Here is a 15,172-nt window from a genome sequence, read left to right as displayed (position 1 = left end):
GGAAAACGAAATAATTGCGGCAGTGCGCAATGCACGTCCAGGCTGCAGCGGTGCGGAGCTCAGGCGCCGGTGCTGCCGGTCGCGCGATGCGCGACGACGTTCGGATGTTCGCCGCGCACGCCGAAGCGTGCGATCAGCGCGGGAATCGCGTCGGCGGGCACCGGTCGCGAGAACAGGAAGCCTTGCGCCTCGATCTCGCCGAGCGCGGCCAGCCACGTGATCTGCTCCTCGGTTTCCGTGCCTTCGACGACGACGGTCAGGCCGAGCGAGCGCGCGAGATGCACGATCGACGACACCATCACGCACACGCTGCGATCGTTCGGGATGGCCTGCACGAACGAGCGGTCCACCTTCAGCGTGTCGACGGAGAAGCGGTGCAGGTACGACAGCGACGAATAGCCGGTGCCGAAATCGTCGAGCGCGATCCGGATGCCGAGCTTCTTCAACGCGACGATTTTCTCGGACACGAGCTCCGGATATTCCATCATCGCGGTCTCGGTGATCTCGATCTCGAGCCGGTTCGCGTCGATGCCGGTGTCCTGTATCGCCTGCGAGATCGTCTCGATCAGGTCGCCGCGCCAGAACTGCACGGGCGAAATGTTGACCGCGAGCGTCAGCGTGTCGTGGCCGTCGTCGCGCCAGCGCGCGATCTGCTCGCACGCGGTGCGGATCACGAAGTCGCCGATCGGCACGATCAGGCCGGTCGATTCGGCAATCGAAATGAATTCGTTCGCGGAGATGACGCCGTGCTCGGGGTGATCCCAGCGCGCGAGCGCTTCGAAGCCGGTGATGTGGCGGTGCGTGAGGTCGATCTTCGGCTGGTACGCGAGGAACAGCTGCCCCTCGGCGAGCGCGACGCGCAGTTGCTGTTCCCAGCGCATCAGGTGGTCGGCGCGGTGCGACAGGTGCGGCGCATAGAACTGGTAGCAGTTCTTGCCGGCGTCCTTCGCGCTGTACATCGCGAGGTCGGCCTTCTTCAGCAGGTCGATCTCGCTTTCGTTCGCCACCGTGTGCAGCGCGATGCCGATGCTCGCATGCAGCACGAACGAGCTGCCGCGCACGTCGAACGGTTCGCCGAACATCCGGATGATCGCTTCCGCGAGCCGCACCGCGCGCCGCTCGACGTCGTCGCCCTTCATCACCACGACGAACTCGTCGCCGCCGATGCGCGCGAGCGAGCCTTCGTCGCCGACCGCATCGGCCAGGCGCGACGCGGTCATCTGCAGCACGATGTCGCCGGCGTTGTGGCCGAGCGTATCGTTGACGGTCTTGAAGTTGTCGAGATCGATGAACAGCAGCCCGAGCCGCGACAGGCTCGCCGGCATCGACACGTCGTTGCGCAGCCCGCGCAGCGTCGCATAGCGGTTCGCGAGGCCGGTGAGCAGGTCGTATTCGGCGAGCTGCGTCATTTCGCGCTCACGGCCGAGCAGCTTCCCGATCAGGCCCGTCGCGACGCCGAAGAACGCGAGCATCGCGAGCGTGATGAAGCTCGTCATCAGCAGGTAGACGTTGCGCGTGTGGTAGTAGTCCGCGAATTCCTCGGTTTGCGACAGCCCGACCATCACCGCGAGCGGGTAGCCGTCGAGGTGGCGGTACGACACGATGCGCGTCACGCCGTCGATCGGGTCGATGATCGTGCCCGTCACGCGCTCGGCGATCGGGTAAACACCCGACGCGGAAAACGCGCCGGGCGCGTTGCTGACCGAGCCCGTGCGCCGCGCGAGCACCGCGCCCGTATCTGACACCACCGCGATCACGCCTTCCTTGCCGATCGCCGCGTTGTTGTAGAAGTCGTTGGTGAAGTAGCTCGGGTCTTCCGACACGACGACGATGCCCGCGAAGCTGCCGTCCGGGTTGTTCAGGCGCCGGGTCATCTGCAGCGTCCAGTGGCTCGACACGCGGCCGAGTACGGGCTTGCTGATGAACAGGCGGTCGTCGTTGTGCGCGAGGTGGACCTTGAAGTGCTCGCGGTCGGCCAAGTTGATCGGCTGCGGATGCAGCTCGGCCGTGTTCGCGAACAGGATGCCCTTCGCGTTGACGAGCGACACCTGGATCAGCGTGTCGCTCGGCACGACGCCTTTCTCGACGGCGCTGGCGAGGTTGAAGCGGGCGGGCGATTTCTCGAATTCGAACTTGACGAAGCGGGTGATCTGGTCGACCTGGTGGATCGCCTTGACCGTATGCTGCTCGAGCGCGGAGGACAGGATCGCGGCGGAAGCCGCTGCTTCCTTGTACGCGCTGTCCTTCTCCACCGACAGACGTGCGATGATCACGGCCCACAGCAGCGCGAGCGCCAGCATCCCGAGCAGCGGGATCGCAAAGAGCGCACGCCGGCGCGATTTGCGCGGCGCGCGTAGCGGCCGGGTCGGCGGCGTGTGGTTGGACCGGGCGGAGCTCATCGAAGAGGGTGGCGTCCTGCTCGCGTGCGCCACCCGTCTGGATGGCTGACTATGGGTTGGGATTGTCCCGACGTCTGTTCGTTCGCGGGACACGCAACCATGGACAGACCTCCGAAACAACGGATTAGGCCCGATATTACTGGTTGGAACGTTTTTGCGATAGTTGGGCGAATCGGAGGGGGCGCCGGGCGGGCCGGCGCCATCGCACATCGCGAAATGTCAGGCGGGTGACAGGAAGGTGCCGTCGACGACGGTGACGACATGGCCGCCGATCCATGTGGTGCCGTCTTCGTCATAGCTGACGAAGATGCGGCCGTCGCGGCCGATCGCCGTACCCTGGCGGGCCGTATACGACTGGCCGGGGCGGCGTTCCTGCCGCGTCAGCAGCCCGGCGAGCGCGGCGTTTGCGCTGCCGGTGACGGGATCCTCGCCGAAGCCGAAATTGCCGCCCGTCATCAGGCAGCGGATTTCGAACGTCGCGGGGCCGCCTTCGGCGTGCGGCGCGTAGACCGCGAGGCCGTCCGTGCCGTAGCGGTGCGTGAGCGCCGTCAGCGCGGCCGGATCGGGCGTCAGGCCGATGCAGGCATCGGCCGACTTCAGCCGCACGACCAGCCACGGCGCGCCGTTGTCGACCGCGCACGGCTCGGCATCCAGATCGAGCGCGTCGCTGCGCAGCGCGGCAGCCAGCGCCGCGTAGTCTGAACGGTCGAGCGGCGTGACGCGTGCCGGCGGCGCGGCGAACGCCCAGCCGTCGGCCTGCTCGCGCAGCGCGACCCGGCCGACCCCGCACTGCTGGATCAGCCGGCCCGGCGTGCGCGGCCGCGCGCCGCTTTCCAGAAACGCATGCGCGGTGCCCAGCGTCGGGTGGCCTGCGAACGGCAGTTCGCCCTCCGTCGTGAAGATCCGGACGCGGTAGTCGGCTTCCGGATCAGTCGGCGTGCAGAGGAACGTCGTTTCCGACAGGTTCGTCCAGCGGGCGATCGCGAGCATGTCGTCGTCGCCGAGCGAATCGGCGTCGAACACCACGGCGAGCGCGTTGCCCTTGAACGGCACCGACGTGAACACGTCGACCTGCTTGAAACGGACGAGACGGCCGGGCATCGTGCTGCGTTCGTTACGCAACTTCGGCGATCAGCTCGATCTCGACGCACGCGCCGAGCGGGATCTGCGCCACGCCGAATGCCGAGCGCGCGTGCTTGCCGGCGTCGCCGAACACTTCCGCGATCAGTTCCGACGCGCCGTTCGTCACGACGTGCTGTTCGGTGAAGTCGAGCGTCGAGTTGACGAGGCTCATCAGCTTGACGATGCGCGTGACCTTGTTCAGGTCGCCGGTGTGTGCGTGCAGCGTCGCGAGCAGGTCGATCGCGATCGAGCGGGCGGCGGCCTTGCCGTCTTCCGTCTGCAGATCCGCGCCGAGCTTGCCGGCCCAGACCTTGCCGTCCTTCTTCGCGATGTGGCCCGACAGGAAGACCGTGTTGCCGGTTTGCGCGCTCATCACGTAGGCGGCGGCCGGTGCGCCGGCGGTCGGGAGCTCGATGCCGAGCGACTTCAGCTTGTCGTAGACGTTAGCCATGGATTCGATTCCTCGTAGAGAGTCGTGACAGGAAAAAGGGGATCAGAGACGCTCGCGCAGCAGCTTGCCGAGGCGCGCGACGCCTTCCTCGATCTTCTCGGGCGGCACCGTCACGAACGACAGGCGCAGCGTGTTCTGCTGCGCGTTGTCCGCGAAGAACGGCGCACCCGGCACGAACGCGACGTGATTGTCGACGGCCGTGGCGAGCAGCTTCATGGTGTCGATCTGCGCGGGCAGGTTCACCCAGATGAACATCCCGCCTTCCGGGCGGTTCCACGTGACGCCTTCCGGCATGTGGCGCTCGAGCGCGCCGAGCATCGCGTCGCACTGCGCGCTGTACAGCTCGCGGATCGTCGGGATGTGCTCGTCGAGGAAGCCGTCCTTGATCACTTCGTGCGCGATGCGCTGCGTGAGCGTCGGCGTGTGCAGGTCGGTGGCCTGCTTGGCCTGCACGAGCTTGAAGTGGAGTTCCTCGGGCGCAATGATGTAGCCGATCCGCAGGCCCGGTGCGAGCACCTTCGAGAACGTGCCGAGGTGCACGATGTGATCGGGCGCCATCGACAGCATCGTCGGCAGCGGCTCGCCGCGGTAGTTCAGCGCGCCGTACGGATCGTCTTCCAGCACCGGGAACGGGCTCGACTGCGCGAACGCGGCGAGCGCGCGGCGGCGCTCGACGGGCAGGCGGCGGCCGGTCGGGTTCTGGAAGTTCGGCTGCGCGTACAGCAGGCGCGCGCCTTGCGTGAGTGCGGGCGTGAGGCCGTCCGGCAGCAGGCCCTGCTCGTCGGTCGGCACCTGCACGTAGCGCGGCTCGTACAGCGAGAACGACTGCAGCGCGCCGAGGTAGGTCGGGGTTTCGACGAGGATCGGGCTGCCCGGATCGACGAGCGCCTTGCCGAGCAGGTCGAGCGCCTGCTGCGAGCCGGTCGTGATCAGCACCTGCGACACGCGCACGCTGTAGCGTTCGGCGATCCATTCGCGCAGCGGCAGGTAGCCTTCGGTCGCGCTGTACTGGAGCGCGGCGGCCGGCGCGTCGCGCAGCACGCGATCGGCGGCGGCGCGCATGCGTTCGGCCGGGAACGTGGCAGGGGCGGGCAGGCCGCCGGCGAACGAGATGACCTCGGGGCGTTCCGTGACCTTCAGGATTTCGCGGATGGCAGAGCTCGTCAGCTTGCGTGCGCGTTCGGAAAGCTGCCAGTGCGGCGGATGCAGGTCGCTCGGATTCATAGTCTCCTCGTTCGGATATCGTGGTCAGTCAAGAAAGGTCGTTCGGGCGCATCGCTTCGACGCCGCCGGGTGGGCGGGCACGAGCGCGATCGAGCCTTCGCGGCCGGGTGGGCAAACCGATCAGGCAAAACGTCCATTATGGCGCAGCTGTTCAGCCGGCGCGAGCCGGTTGCGCGGCGGTGGCGACCGCCGAGCGGCGCCCGAGCACCACGGTGGCGATCACCGCGGCCGCGAACAGCCATGTCGACGGCGTCACCGTTTCGCCGAACAGCAGCGCGGAAAAGGCAATCGTGAAGAAAATCTGCAGCAATTGCACCTGGCCGACGCGCGCGATGCCGCCCATCGCAAGCCCCGCGTACCACGCGAAAAAGCCGATGAATTGCGAAAAGAGGGTCACGTAGCCGAAGGCGAGCCACGTGCGCAGCGCAAGCGGGCCCGGATGCGCGGCATGCTGCATCCACGCGAGCCAGCCGACCGGCAGTACGAGGAACGGCGCGGACACGACGAGCGCCCAGCAGATCACCTGCCAGCCGCCGATCTGGCGCGCGAGGCGCGCGCCTTCCGCATAGCCGAGCGCGCCGATGCCGACCGCGACGAGCATCAGCGCGTCGCCGGCCTGCACGGTGCCGCCGCCGTCGCGCAGCGCGAACGCGATCACGAGCGCGCTGCCGGCCACCGCGCTGGCCCAGAACGCCTTCGACGGCCGCTCGTGCGACAGCCACGCCGCATACAGCGCGACGAACAGCGGCTGCAGGCCGTTGACCACCGCGCCGTGCGAGGCCGGTACCGATTTCATCGCCCATGCGGAGAACACCGGGTACGCGATGATCACGCCGAGCGATGTGATCGCGAGGCTTTTCAGCTGCGTGCGGGTCGGCAGCGGCTCGCGGCGCCACCACAGCAGCAAACCGGCCGGTACCGCGGCGGCGAGCGCGCGGCCGAGCCCGTTGAGCAGCGGGTGGAGTTCGGCGACGACGATGCGCGTCATCGGCAGCGTCAGGCTGAAAATCATCACGCCGATGAGGCCGAGCAGCATGCCCCGGGTTTCGCGCGAATTCATGAAATGGGTGTCTCCGTGTTGCCGGTATGGGTGTAGTTGGGGGCGGCGGGGCGTTCAGCGCAGCGTGCGCGCACCCTGCGGCGTGTCGAATTCGGCGACCAGCGCGGGCGGGCCGTCGGCGGCTTCGAGTTCGAGCAGGTGGGCGGCGCCGAGCCAGTCGAGCTGCTCGCGGATCGTGTCCGCACGCGGGTGGACGCCCTTGAGCGCCTTCAGCGCGACGCCGTCGCCCGGCAGCGATTCGGCCGGGTGGCGCGCACTGTCCCACTGGATCAGCGACGGCAGGAGGCCGTCGCCCGCGCCTTGCCACGCGGGGAACGTGCCGTCGTCGGGCACGGTGAGGCCCCAGCTCAGGTCGCCGCGCCGCATCGCGACGACCGGCGGGATGCGCGCCGGGTACTGGCTTTGCCACAGCGCGAGCTGGCGCGGACGCTCGACGCGTGCGACCCAGTGCGCGAGAAACGGGCCTTGCGCAAGCCGCGCGTGCATGGCCGGCTCGTCGAGCCCGAACAGCCGCGCGCGCGGCGGCTCGGCGCCGGCGTTCGGCGCAGGCGCATCGGGATCGATCGCGATCACTTCGAGATAGAGCCCGCCCCACGCGCCGAACAGCGCATTGTGGGTCCGCATCAGCGGGTGGCGGCCGCCGCCGGCCGGTTCGATGCCGAGCGCGTCGGCGACATGGCGGACGCCTTCGTCGAGCGTGCGCGCGGCGATCACGAGATGGTCGAGTGTCAGGGAGCGGGCTGGCATGAACGTCGGTCGGGAAGCGAAAGTGTCATGGTGGGCAGGCGATGCGCCGGGCGGTAGCCGGACCGGCCGGCGTACCGGCCGCGATGCGGGCCGGTGGGCGCGGCGCCAAGTGCGGCGGGGCCGGAACGGTGGCCGCACGGTCGCCATTCCGGTCAACTGTAATCGTCGCTACCGGCACAGTAACGGTACAATCGGCGCGATAGCCTTCGGTACAGTTGGAGCTGCCGCCCATGTCCACCGTCCCACTCGCCCAGATTCCCGTGCCGCACGACACGGCCACGCTCACGCTCGTCGACCAGCTTGTCCAGTGGGCGCGACGGCGCATCGACGAACGCGTGTTCCGGCCCGGCATGCGGATGCCGTCGATCCGCAAGCTCGCGCTCGACAAGAGCGTGTCGCGCTTCACCGTCGTCGAGGCGTACGAGCGCCTCGTCGCGCAGGGTTACCTCGACTCGCGGCGCGGCTCGGGCTTCTACGTGCGCGAGCGCACGGCTGCCGGCCCGCAGCCGGCCGACAGCGTTGCGCGCGTGGCCGAGGCCGCGCCGGTGCACAACACGATCGACGTCGTCTGGCTGCTGCGCAACATGCTGCACACCGTCAGCCCGGAAAAGGGGCCGGGTCTCGGCTATTTGCCGGGCCGCTGGCTCGACGGCGAACTGATCACCGGTGCGCTGCGTGCGCTCGGGCGCCAGTCCGGTGCGCAGATGCTCGGCTTCGGCACCGCGCAGGGCTTCCTGCCGCTGCGCCAGCAACTGCAGACGCGCCTCGCCGAAGTGGAAATCGGCGCGAAGCCCGAACAGATCGTGCTGGTGTCGGGGATCACGCAGGCGATCGACCTGATCTCGCGGATCTACGTGAAGCCCGGCGATGCGGTGATCGTCGGCGATCCGGCCTGGTTCCAGATGTTCGGCCGCTTTGCGGCGCAGGGCGCGCAGCTCGTCGGGATGCCGTACACGCCGGACGGCCCCGATCTCGACGCGCTCGAGACGCTCGTGCAGATGTGGCGGCCGAAGATGCTCGTGATCAATTCGGTGCTGCAGAACCCGACCGGCACGTCGCTATCGGCCGCGCAGGCGTTCCGGATCCTGAAGCTCGCGGAGGCATACGACTTCCTCGTCGTCGAGGACGACGTGTACGGCGACCTGTGCCCGCCGAGCTATCCGGCCACGCGCCTCGCGAGCCTCGATCAGTTGAAGCGCGTGATCTACCTCGGCAGCTATTCGAAGACGCTCGCGGCGAACCTGCGGGTCGGCTATGTCGCGTGCGCGCCGGAGATCGCGAAGGCGGTCACCGATCAGAAGATGCTGGTCGGGATGACGACGCCCGAGCTCAACGAGCGCGTGCTGTACAAGATCCTGACCGAAGGGCATTACCGGCGCCACGTCGAGCGGCTGCGCGCGCGGCTCGACGGGGTGCGCGACAAGACCGCGCGGATGCTCGAGCGCACGGGGCTCGGCCTTTTCACGATGCCGGCAGCCGGGATGTTCCTGTGGGCCGACACGGGTGTCGACTCGGACGCGCTCGCGGCGGTCGCGCACGAGGCCGGCTTTTTGCTGACGCCGGGCAGCCTGTTCTCGCCGCAGCAATCGCCGTCCACGTGGATGCGCTTCAACGTCGCGAACTGCGGCGATCCGGCGCTGCCGGCGCTGCTGTCGCGCTATATCGATTCGGCCGTGCGCCGCGCATCATGACGCGGCGCGGCACGCCCGCCCTTGAAATCGGGTGTGCCGCCTCCAGATACGCGCGCAAACCGCATGCGCCGGGCGGTTGTCTGTTACGGGCCGGCCGGCATCGCGCGCCGGGCGGTCGCGCCATACCATTCAAGTTCAAGTAAGAGGAAACAGCATCCATGGCACACGAAACGATGAGCTTTCAGGCAGAGGTCAAGCAACTCCTCCACCTGATGATCCATTCGCTCTACAGCAACAAGGAAATCTTCCTGCGCGAACTGGTGTCGAATGCGTCCGACGCGGCCGACAAGCTGCGTTTCGAAGGGCTCGCGGACAACGCGCTGTACGAGAACGATCCGAACCTGCGCATCCGCATCGGCTACGACAAGGCCGCGCGCACGATCACGATCGACGACAACGGTATCGGCATGAGCCGCGACGAGGCGATCGCGAACCTCGGCACGATCGCGCGTTCGGGCACCAAGGAGTTCTTCACGAAGCTGTCCGGCGACCAGCAGAAGGACGCGGCGCTGATCGGCCAGTTCGGCGTCGGTTTCTACTCGGGCTTCATCGTCGCCGACAAGATCACCGTCGAGACGCGTCGCGCCGGCCTGCCGGCGAACGAGGCCGTGCGCTGGGAAAGCGCGGGCGAGGGCGATTTCACGATCGACGCGATCGAGCGCGCGCAGCGCGGCACGACGATCACGCTGCACCTGCGCGAAGGCGAGGACGACCTGCTGTCGTCGCACCGGCTGAAGTCGATCATCCAGAAGTATTCTGACCACATCGCGCTGCCGATCCTGATGCAGAAGGAAGAATGGGATCAGGAAAAGGGCGAGATGGTCCTGAAGGACGAGGACGAGACCGTCAACCAGGCGAGCGCGCTGTGGACACGTTCGAAGAGCGACGTCACCGACGAGCAGTACACGCAGTTCTACCAGCACATCGCGCACGACCACCAGGATCCGCTCACGTGGACGCATAACCGCGTCGAGGGCCGCAGCGAATACACGCAACTGCTGTTCGTGCCGTCGCACGCGCCGTTCGACCTGTGGAACCGCGACTATCGCGGCGGCCTGAAGCTGTACGTGAAGCGCGTGTTCATCATGGACGACGCCGAGCAGCTGCTGCCGCAATACCTGCGTTTCGTGAAGGGCGTCGTCGATTCGGCCGACCTGCCGCTGAACGTGTCGCGTGAAATCCTGCAGGAAAGCCGCGACGTGAAGGCGATCCGCGAAGGCGTGACGAAGCGTGCGCTGTCGATGCTCGAAGAGCTCGCGAACGCGGAAGAGGATGCCGGCAAGGAGAAGTACAAGACGTTCTGGGGCGCGTTCGGCCAGGTGCTGAAGGAAGGCCTCGGCGAGGATCACGCAAACCGCGAGCGCATCGCGAAGCTGCTGCGCTTCGCGTCGACGCACGGCGACACCGACGCGCAGGACGTGTCGCTCGTCGACTACGTGTCGCGCATGAAGCCCGAGCAGAGCAAGATCTACTACGTGACTGCCGATACGTGGCAGGCCGCGAAGAACAGCCCGCATCTGGAAGTGTTCCGCAAGAAGGGCGTCGAGGTGCTGCTGCTGACCGACCGCGTCGACGAATGGATGCTGTCGTTCCTGCACGAATTCGACGGCAAGCCGCTCGCGAGCGTGGCGCGCGGCGATCTCGATCTCGGCGAGCTGAACGACGAGGAGAAGAAGGCGCAGGAGCAGGCGGGCGAGGCGATCAAGCCGGTCGTCGAGAAGATGAAGGAAGCGCTCGGCGACAAGGTGAAGGAAGTGCGCGTCACGTTCCGTCTGACCGATTCGCCGTCGTGCCTCGTTGCCGACGACAACGACATGAGCGGCTACCTGCAGCGGATGCTGAAGGCGGCCGGCCAGAACGCGCCGGCGATGCAGCCGATCCTCGAGATCAATCCCGAGCACGCGCTCGTGAAGCAGCTGAATGCCGACAGCGCCGATTTCGGCGACTGGTGCCATCTGCTGTTCGATCAGGCACTGCTCGCCGAAGGCGGCATGCTCGACGATCCGGCAAGCTTCGTGAAGCGGACCAACGCGCTGCTGCTGTCGCGCGCCGCGTGAACGCACGCATGCGATTCGACGGCGGTCAGGCCGGCTGGCGCGAGACGCCACGGCCTGGCTGCACGCTCGACCAGCGTGACTGGCTGACGCGCGGCGGATCGCTGACCGCGCACCTCGCGCGGCTCGGCCGCGTGAACGTGCGCGTGACGCGCGAGGCCGTCGACTGCCCGTGGTTCGACGAGCCGGTCGCGCTCGCCAGTGCGCCGCGCGCACCGATGTGGGTGCGCGAGGTGATCCTGTCGGTCGACGGCACGCCGTTCGTCGCCGCGCACAGCATCGCGCCGCTCGCGGCCAGCAAGGGCGTGTGGCAGGCGATGCGGCGGTTGCGCACGCGGCCGCTGGCGGAGCTGCTGTACAGCGATCCGCAGGTCGAGCGTTCGGCGCTCGTCAGCCGGCGCGTGATCGCCGGCCATCCGCTGTATGCGCTGGCGACGCATGCGCTTGGCGGGGTGCGTGCACCGCATTCGTTCGCCGCGCGGCGCTCGGTGTTCCAGCGTCACGGCAAGCCGCTGATGGTCACCGAGTGCATGCTGCCGGCGCTGTGGCGCCATCTCGATGCGCACGGCGACGGGCCGCGCTCGGGCGGGCCGGGCGGAGGCGCGTGATGTTGCGGGGTTTTCCGCCGGTCGTCGCGGCGCATACGCATACGATGATCCTCGGCAGTTTTCCGGGCGAGGCGTCGCTCGACGCCGCGCAGTATTACGCGCATCCGCGTAACCAGTTCTGGCGCCTGCTCGGCACGGTGCTCGGCGAGCACGGGCTGCACGAGCTCGCGTACGACGCGCGGCTCGAGCGCGTGCTGTCGCACGGGATTGGTATCTGGGATGTATTGGCCGCGTGCCATCGCGAGGGCAGCCTCGATTCGGCGATCCGGCATGCGAAGCCGAACGATTTCGCGTCGTTGCGCGAGCATGCGCCGTTGCTCAAGCGCGTGTGTTTCAACGGCAAGACGGCGGGCCGGTTTGCGGAGGTGATCGGCGCGGCGGGGTACGACACGCTCGTGCTGCCTTCGTCGAGCCCGGCGAATGCGATGTTGACGTTCGAGCAGAAGCTCGCGCAGTGGCACGGGATTCGTGCCTGACGATTCGACGGATCGTCGCTTATTCGTCCTTGCCCCAGCGCCATTTCGGCTTTTCGCCTTTCAGCCAGCACACGATCGTGAGCGCAGCCACCAGCACCACGATGCAAGCCGCGAACGCCAGTGGTGACTGGGCGGGCGAGACGCGTGTCGTGACCGCCACGATTCCCATCACAAAGAGCAGCAGGACGACCCAGCCTTGCCACGCGACCGGCAACCCCCATCCCCAGCCGTAGCGCTTCGCCGGAAACCAGATCTTCTTGTCGGTCGAGTTCATATGTTCTCCTTCGATCGGTGAGGCAGCGTAGCGCCAACGGGATTCGATGTCATGCATGGTCGGGCGCTCGTCGCGGCCGTCACCACGCACCAATGCTATCCTCTCGTCCGCTAAAACCAGCTTCACCCAGCGAGATTCACACATGACCCGACTGATCAAGCGCGCGTCCGCCGAGGCGCGCGCGTCCAAGCGCAGCAAGCCGTCCGCCTACAACGGCTCCGAAAAGCTCCAGCCGCCGCGCGTGAAGCGCCGCCCGGACATCGACGAGCACGACGACGTGCCCGTGCTCGAAGCCCCGCGCAAGCCGCGCTTCGCGCCCGTTACGTTCTCCGAAGAAGGCGGCGTGCGCTTCCTGCACTTCGGCACCGAATGGGTGCAGGGCGCGATGCGGATCTCGAAGCCGCTGCATATCGAGCTCGAATACGCGCAGCAGATGATGGCGTGGCTGCTGTTCCTCGAAACGCCCGAGCGGGTCGTCCAGCTCGGGCTCGGCACCGGCGCGCTGACCAAGTTCTCGCACCGCTTCCTGCCGCACGCGAAGGTCGAGGCCGTCGAGCTGAACCCGGCGGTGATCGTCGCCGCGCGCACGATGTTCGCGCTGCCGCCCGACGATGCACGTCTCGCCGTGCACGAAGCCGACGCCTGGGATTTCGTCAACGATCCGGCCAACCGCGGCACGACGGGCGCGATCCAGATCGACCTGTACGACGCGACCGCGCGCGGCCCGGTGCTCGACAGCGTCGCGTTCTACCGCGCGGTGCGCGGCTGCCTCGCCGACGCGGGCATCGCGACGATCAACCTGTTCGGCGATCATCCGAGTTTCGTGCGCAACATGAAGCACCTGAACGCGGCGTTCGATCACCGCGTGATCGCGCTGCCGGAAGTGCACGACGGCAACCGGATCGCGATCGCGTTCTCGGGCCCCGCGCTCGACGTGTCGTTCGCGCAGCTCGACGAACGGGCGAAGCTGATCGAGGACACGCTGAAGCTGCCCGCACGCAAGTGGGTGAAAGCTTTGAAAGAAACGACCGGCGCACGCGACACCGCGTTCGCGATCTGACGCTTCATGCACCGGCGGCATGCCGGTGCAACCACGCGTCAAGGGGCGGATCACCTCGGGTTCGCCCCTGCTTGACCGCGTGCTGGCGGCTCCTATACTGGCGCGAAGCCAGGGGAGCCGCAGCCTACCCGTTTTGCGCTCCTCTCGGCGCCGTACCCGCTCAACAAGATCGATAACCGGGAAAGATGAGGAGACGTCATGGCTCACGATGCCGACGCCAACCGGGCCGCCAAGCGCTGGCTCTGGCTGCTGGTACTGCCGCTGATTGCGATGGTCTGGGTACCGTCGTACAGCAAGATCGAACCGCAATGGTTGGGTTTTCCGTTTTTCTACTGGTACCAGCTGCTTTGGGTCTTCATTAGCGCGGTGATCACCGCGTTCGTGTACTTCAAGACCAAGAACGCGTGGAAGGCGAGCGGCCCGCAGGGAGGTGCGCGATGAATCTCGGCGCAACCTTCGTCTTCGTGCTGCTGTTCATCGGCGTCACGATCATCGGTTTCCTGGCCGCGAACTGGCGGCGCGGCGATCTCGCCCATCTCGACGAATGGGGCCTCGGCGGCCGCCGCTTCGGCACGATCGTCACGTGGTTCCTGCTCGGCGGCGACCTCTACACGGCCTACACGTTCGTCGCGGTGCCCGCGCTCGTGTTCGGCGCCGGCGCGATGGGCTTCTTCGCGCTGCCTTATACGATCCTGATCTACCCGTTCGCGTTTGTCGTGTTCCCGAAGCTGTGGAGCATCGCGAAGCGGCACGGCTATGTGACAGCCGCCGACTTCGTCAATGCGCGCTACGGCAGCCGGATGCTCGCGCTGGCGATCGCGGTGACGGGCATTGTCGCGACGATGCCGTATATCGCGCTGCAGCTCGTCGGCATCGAGGTGGTGATCGGCGCGCTTGGCTTCGACACGACCGGCTTCGTGGGCGACCTGCCGCTGATCATCGCGTTCGCGATCCTCGCCGCATATACGTATACGTCGGGCCTGCGCGCGCCCGCGATGATCGCGATCGTCAAGGACATCCTGATCTACATCACGATCGCCGCGGCGGTCATCGTGATCCCCGCGAAGCTCGGCGGCTTCGGACACATCTTCGCGAGCGTGCCGCCCGCGAAGCTGCTGCTGAAAGCGCCCGACGCGATGAGCCTGAACGGCTACAGCGCGTACGCGACGCTCGCGATCGGCTCGGCGCTCGCGCTGTTCCTGTATCCGCACTCGGTGACGGCGATCCTGTCGTCGTCGTCCGGCAACTCGATCCGCCGCAACATGGCGATGCTGCCCGCGTACTCGTTCGTGCTCGGCCTGCTGGCGCTGCTCGGCTATATGGCGCTCGCAGCGGGCGTGAAGGACATGCCGCAGTACGCGCCGTACTTCAAGGCGTTCGGCCCGAACTTCGCGGTGCCCGCGCTGTTCCTCGAGTATTTCCCGTCGTGGTTCGTCGGCGTCGCGTTCGCGGCGATCGGCATCGGCGCGCTGGTGCCGGCGGCCATCATGTCGATCGCGGCCGCGAACCTGTACACGCGCAACATTCACCGCGAGTTCGTGAACCGCAACATGTCGCACGACCAGGAAACGCACGTCGCGAAGCTCGTGTCGCTGATCGTGAAGGTCGGCGCCGTCGCGTTCATCCTCGGGCTGCCGCTGACCTACGCGATCCAGCTGCAGCTGCTTGGCGGGATCTGGATCATCCAGACGCTGCCCGCGATCGTGCTCGGCCTGTACACGCGCGTGCTCGACCATCGCGGCCTGCTGGCCGGCTGGGCGGCAGGCATCGTGTGCGGCACGTGGATGGCGATCTCGCTGAAGCTGGCCAGCTCGATCTTCACGATCCACCTGTTCGGTCTCGCGATTCCTGGCTACGCGGCCGTGTGGTCGCTGGTCGTGAACCTGGTGGTGGCGGTGGTGGTGAGCGTGCTGGTGCGCGTGATGGGCATGGCGCATGCTGAGGATCGCACGCGGCCGGAGGACTATCTCGACGTGGTGGAAGGCTGACGCTGCCTGCACGGCCAC

The 15,172-nt window shown here is 67.3% G+C and carries 14 protein-coding genes; 7 read left to right on the top strand and 7 right to left on the bottom strand.

All coding sequences use genetic code 11. From position 1 onward, the window contains the following. Nucleotides 1-59 precede the first annotated feature (59 nt). The 6 genes from CFB50_RS13105 to CFB50_RS13075 all read right to left on the bottom strand — a co-directional run bounded on the left by CFB50_RS13105 (nucleotide 60) and on the right by CFB50_RS13075 (nucleotide 7,003). Complete coding sequence (locus CFB50_RS13105) at nucleotides 60-2,399, bottom strand: bifunctional diguanylate cyclase/phosphodiesterase (protein WP_069248548.1); 2,340 nt, start codon at nucleotides 2,397-2,399, stop codon at nucleotides 60-62. Between the two features lie 219 nt (nucleotides 2,400-2,618). Next, nucleotides 2,619-3,500: a PhzF family phenazine biosynthesis protein gene (locus CFB50_RS13095; RefSeq protein ID WP_069249342.1), complete on the bottom strand. Its 882-nt coding sequence runs from the start codon at nucleotides 3,498-3,500 to the stop codon at nucleotides 2,619-2,621. A 13-nt stretch (nucleotides 3,501-3,513) separates the two neighbouring features. Next, entirely contained in the window at nucleotides 3,514-3,972 is a 459-nt protein-coding gene (locus tag CFB50_RS13090; RefSeq protein ID WP_011352811.1) for a RidA family protein, read from the bottom strand. A 42-nt stretch (nucleotides 3,973-4,014) separates the two neighbouring features. Then, a complete protein-coding gene (locus CFB50_RS13085) occupies nucleotides 4,015-5,196 on the bottom strand; it encodes an aminotransferase-like domain-containing protein (RefSeq protein ID WP_089446167.1) in 1,182 nt (393 codons plus the stop codon). 151 nt (nucleotides 5,197-5,347) lie between these two features. Further along, complete coding sequence (locus CFB50_RS13080) at nucleotides 5,348-6,256, bottom strand: DMT family transporter (protein WP_089446166.1); 909 nt, start codon at nucleotides 6,254-6,256, stop codon at nucleotides 5,348-5,350. 54 nt (nucleotides 6,257-6,310) lie between these two features. Beyond that, nucleotides 6,311-7,003 carry a VOC family protein gene (locus CFB50_RS13075; protein ID WP_089446165.1) on the bottom strand — a complete coding sequence of 231 codons (693 nt, stop codon included), beginning with the start codon at nucleotides 7,001-7,003 and terminating at the stop codon, nucleotides 6,311-6,313. A gap of 230 nt (nucleotides 7,004-7,233) precedes the next feature. Between CFB50_RS13075 and CFB50_RS13070 the strand changes: the two genes are divergently transcribed. The 4 genes from CFB50_RS13070 (at nucleotide 7,234) to CFB50_RS13055 (ending at nucleotide 11,832) form a co-directional block, all read left to right on the top strand. Beyond that, nucleotides 7,234-8,694 (top strand): aminotransferase-like domain-containing protein, encoded by a 1,461-nt coding sequence (locus tag CFB50_RS13070; protein WP_089446164.1) that lies wholly within the window; start codon nucleotides 7,234-7,236, stop codon nucleotides 8,692-8,694. Between the two features lie 158 nt (nucleotides 8,695-8,852). After that, nucleotides 8,853-10,751 (top strand): molecular chaperone HtpG, encoded by a 1,899-nt coding sequence (gene htpG / locus CFB50_RS13065; protein ID WP_089446163.1) that lies wholly within the window; start codon nucleotides 8,853-8,855, stop codon nucleotides 10,749-10,751. A gap of 8 nt (nucleotides 10,752-10,759) precedes the next feature. Further along, complete coding sequence (locus tag CFB50_RS13060; RefSeq protein ID WP_089446680.1) at nucleotides 10,760-11,356, top strand: chorismate--pyruvate lyase family protein; 597 nt, start codon at nucleotides 10,760-10,762, stop codon at nucleotides 11,354-11,356. After that, entirely contained in the window at nucleotides 11,356-11,832 is a 477-nt protein-coding gene (locus CFB50_RS13055) for a DNA-deoxyinosine glycosylase (protein WP_069249341.1), read from the top strand. Before CFB50_RS13060 ends, CFB50_RS13055 begins: the two co-directional genes overlap by 1 nt. A 19-nt stretch (nucleotides 11,833-11,851) precedes the next feature. Here CFB50_RS13055 and CFB50_RS13050 read toward each other — a convergent pair whose 3' ends face one another. Continuing rightward, complete coding sequence (locus CFB50_RS13050; RefSeq protein WP_089446162.1) at nucleotides 11,852-12,106, bottom strand: hypothetical protein; 255 nt, start codon at nucleotides 12,104-12,106, stop codon at nucleotides 11,852-11,854. A 142-nt stretch (nucleotides 12,107-12,248) separates the two neighbouring features. On the opposite strand from CFB50_RS13050, the gene CFB50_RS13045 reads away from it, so the two are divergent. From CFB50_RS13045 to mctP, 3 genes are all read left to right on the top strand, one after another. Further along, complete coding sequence (locus CFB50_RS13045) at nucleotides 12,249-13,166, top strand: spermidine synthase (RefSeq protein WP_089446161.1); 918 nt, start codon at nucleotides 12,249-12,251, stop codon at nucleotides 13,164-13,166. 198 nt (nucleotides 13,167-13,364) lie between these two features. Then, complete coding sequence (locus CFB50_RS13040; protein ID WP_011352801.1) at nucleotides 13,365-13,607, top strand: DUF3311 domain-containing protein; 243 nt, start codon at nucleotides 13,365-13,367, stop codon at nucleotides 13,605-13,607. Then, the gene (gene mctP, locus CFB50_RS13035; protein WP_069248539.1) at nucleotides 13,604-15,154 is read left to right on the top strand and encodes a monocarboxylate uptake permease MctP; all 1,551 of its coding nucleotides are present in this window, start codon (nucleotides 13,604-13,606) and stop codon (nucleotides 15,152-15,154) included. The genes CFB50_RS13040 and mctP overlap by 4 nt, the downstream gene beginning before the upstream one ends. Nucleotides 15,155-15,172 lie beyond the last annotated feature (18 nt).

Source organism: Burkholderia sp. AU33423, from assembly GCF_002223135.1.
Lineage (GTDB): Bacteria > Pseudomonadota > Gammaproteobacteria > Burkholderiales > Burkholderiaceae > Burkholderia > Burkholderia lata_D.
This window is presented reverse-complemented; position numbering and strand designations above follow the sequence as displayed.

What these genes read in the sequence shown, in the direction of transcription:
- CFB50_RS13090 (WP_011352811.1), bottom strand. Translation starts at nt 3,972, where the DNA reads ATGGCTAACGTCTACGACAAGCTGAAGTCGCTCGGCATCGAGCTCCCG.
- CFB50_RS13050 (WP_089446162.1), bottom strand. Translation starts at nt 12,106, where the DNA reads ATGAACTCGACCGACAAGAAGATCTGGTTTCCGGCGAAGCGCTACGGC.
- CFB50_RS13070 (WP_089446164.1), top strand. Translation starts at nt 7,234, where the DNA reads ATGTCCACCGTCCCACTCGCCCAGATTCCCGTGCCGCACGACACGGCC.
- CFB50_RS13095 (WP_069249342.1), bottom strand. Translation starts at nt 3,500, where the DNA reads ATGCCCGGCCGTCTCGTCCGTTTCAAGCAGGTCGACGTGTTCACGTCG.
- CFB50_RS13085 (WP_089446167.1), bottom strand. Translation starts at nt 5,196, where the DNA reads ATGAATCCGAGCGACCTGCATCCGCCGCACTGGCAGCTTTCCGAACGC.
- CFB50_RS13045 (WP_089446161.1), top strand. Translation starts at nt 12,249, where the DNA reads ATGACCCGACTGATCAAGCGCGCGTCCGCCGAGGCGCGCGCGTCCAAG.
- CFB50_RS13040 (WP_011352801.1), top strand. Translation starts at nt 13,365, where the DNA reads ATGGCTCACGATGCCGACGCCAACCGGGCCGCCAAGCGCTGGCTCTGG.
- CFB50_RS13080 (WP_089446166.1), bottom strand. Translation starts at nt 6,256, where the DNA reads ATGAATTCGCGCGAAACCCGGGGCATGCTGCTCGGCCTCATCGGCGTG.
- htpG (WP_089446163.1), top strand. Translation starts at nt 8,853, where the DNA reads ATGGCACACGAAACGATGAGCTTTCAGGCAGAGGTCAAGCAACTCCTC.
- CFB50_RS13075 (WP_089446165.1), bottom strand. Translation starts at nt 7,003, where the DNA reads ATGCCAGCCCGCTCCCTGACACTCGACCATCTCGTGATCGCCGCGCGC.
- CFB50_RS13105 (WP_069248548.1), bottom strand. Translation starts at nt 2,399, where the DNA reads ATGAGCTCCGCCCGGTCCAACCACACGCCGCCGACCCGGCCGCTACGC.
- CFB50_RS13060 (WP_089446680.1), top strand. Translation starts at nt 10,760, where the DNA reads ATGCGATTCGACGGCGGTCAGGCCGGCTGGCGCGAGACGCCACGGCCT.
- mctP (WP_069248539.1), top strand. Translation starts at nt 13,604, where the DNA reads ATGAATCTCGGCGCAACCTTCGTCTTCGTGCTGCTGTTCATCGGCGTC.
- CFB50_RS13055 (WP_069249341.1), top strand. Translation starts at nt 11,356, where the DNA reads ATGTTGCGGGGTTTTCCGCCGGTCGTCGCGGCGCATACGCATACGATG.